Consider the following 1,694-nt stretch of genomic DNA (forward strand, 5'->3'; position numbering starts at 1 on the left):
GTGGCTGTCGCGATTTGAAAATCGCCGAGTCGGGTCCGTGATGGTTGGCGTGTGCTGCGAAATACTTCGGTATGGCTCGCACTTATCGTCCGGTGGTGAGGGATCAGGAGTTCCTGTTGCCGCCGAATATGGCCGAGTGGCTGCCCGAGGATCATCTGGTCTGGTTCGTGCTCGATGTCGTCGACCGGCTCGACACGGCCCGCTTCCACGCCGGGCGCCGCACCGGCGGGGTTGGTCGTCAGGGTTATGACCCCGACATGCTGCTCGCGTTGTTGATCTATGCCTATGCGGTCGGGGAACGGTCCTCGCGACGTATCGAACGGCTCTGCATCGACCACGTCGCGTTCCGGGTGCTGTGTGGCCAGGACGGGCCGGATCACTCCACGATCGCCAGGTTCCGCGCCGAGCACCACGAGGGCTTCGAGGACCTGTTCGCGCAGGTGCTGCGGCTGTGCTCAGCCGCGGGGATGGTCAAGGTCGGGGTGGTGTCGATCGACGGCACCAAGATCGCCGCGAACGCTTCGAAGTCGGCCAACCGGTCCCATGACTGGGTCCGCGAGCAAGCCCAGCGCATCGCTGCCGAGGTCCTCGCTGATGCCGACGCCGTCGATGCGGCCGAAGACGCCGCGGTCGCGGATCGGGGCGGGTCCGATGACGATCTGCCACCCGGCATGGCGACCCGGGCGGGCCGCGCGGCAGGCATCGCGAAGGCGATGGCCGAACTGGACCGCCAAGACGCCGAGCACGCTGAAGCCGACGCGGCGGATCGTGGCGATGCAGCCCAGTTCCTCGCCGACATCGAGGTCGGCAGCACCCGCCGCGGGACGATGCTGGCCGGAGTGGATCCCGTCTTGGCGCACCAAGCACGGATCCGGCGGATCAGCCGCGAGCTTGATGAGCTCGACGGGGTGCGCGGGAAGAAGGCCAGCACCCGTCGGGCCGGACTCAAGCGGCTGCTGCGCGACGCCAAGACCGGGCTGGGCAAGGCCGAAGACCTCAAGCGCGCTGGCAAGGTCGACATGCGAGGACCCCGGCAGCGGGTCCGCGACCGACGAGCGGCCCAAGCCCGCCGCAACGGAACGCTGGCACACCAGGTCAACACCACCGACCCCGACAGCAGGTTGATGACCGAGGGCTCCGGCGGCGGATCGGTCCAGGCCTACAACGCCCAGGTCGCGGTCACCGACGACCACCTCATCCTCGGCGTCCATGTGTCTCAACACGCCAACGACATGCAGTGCTGGGACCCGGCCCTCGCGGCTGCCACGGCGCAGGCCACGGCCTTGGGCGAGAGGATCGAGCTCGTGCTGGCCGACGCCGGATACTTTGCCGAAGCCAACCTGACGACCGAGGGGCCGGACCGGCTCATCGCTCCCGGCAAGAACCGCGAGGTCATCCAAAGCGCCCGCGACAACCCGTCCCAGGGACCGCCGCCCGACCCGTCGACCGCACGAGATCAGATGCGCCACCGCATGCGAGATCCCGAGAACGCCGAACGTTACAAACGCAGATCAGCCACCGTCGAACCCGTCATCGCCCACCTCAAAGACCAGACCAAGCTCCGACGATTCGCCCGCCGAGGCATCCAAGCCGCGACCGCCGAGCTCAACCTCGCAGCAGCCGTCATCAACCTGCGACGACTCCACCAGACCGGCCTGGCCACCGGCTGAGCCGGGCCGGGCTTCGCCCGGCCG

1 protein-coding gene is annotated in these 1,694 nt (G+C 68.4%); it reads left to right on the forward strand.

All coding sequences use genetic code 11. The features are described 5' to 3' along the window. The first annotated feature begins 95 nt into the window (after window positions 1-95). Window positions 96-1,670, forward strand: a complete 1,575-nt coding sequence (locus ACIA03_RS30230; protein WP_396989208.1) for a transposase — start codon at window positions 96-98, stop codon at window positions 1,668-1,670. The last annotated feature ends 24 nt before the right edge of the window (window positions 1,671-1,694 follow it).

This window comes from Nocardioides sp. NPDC051685, assembly GCF_044453405.1.
GTDB lineage: Bacteria > Actinomycetota > Actinomycetes > Propionibacteriales > Nocardioidaceae > Nocardioides.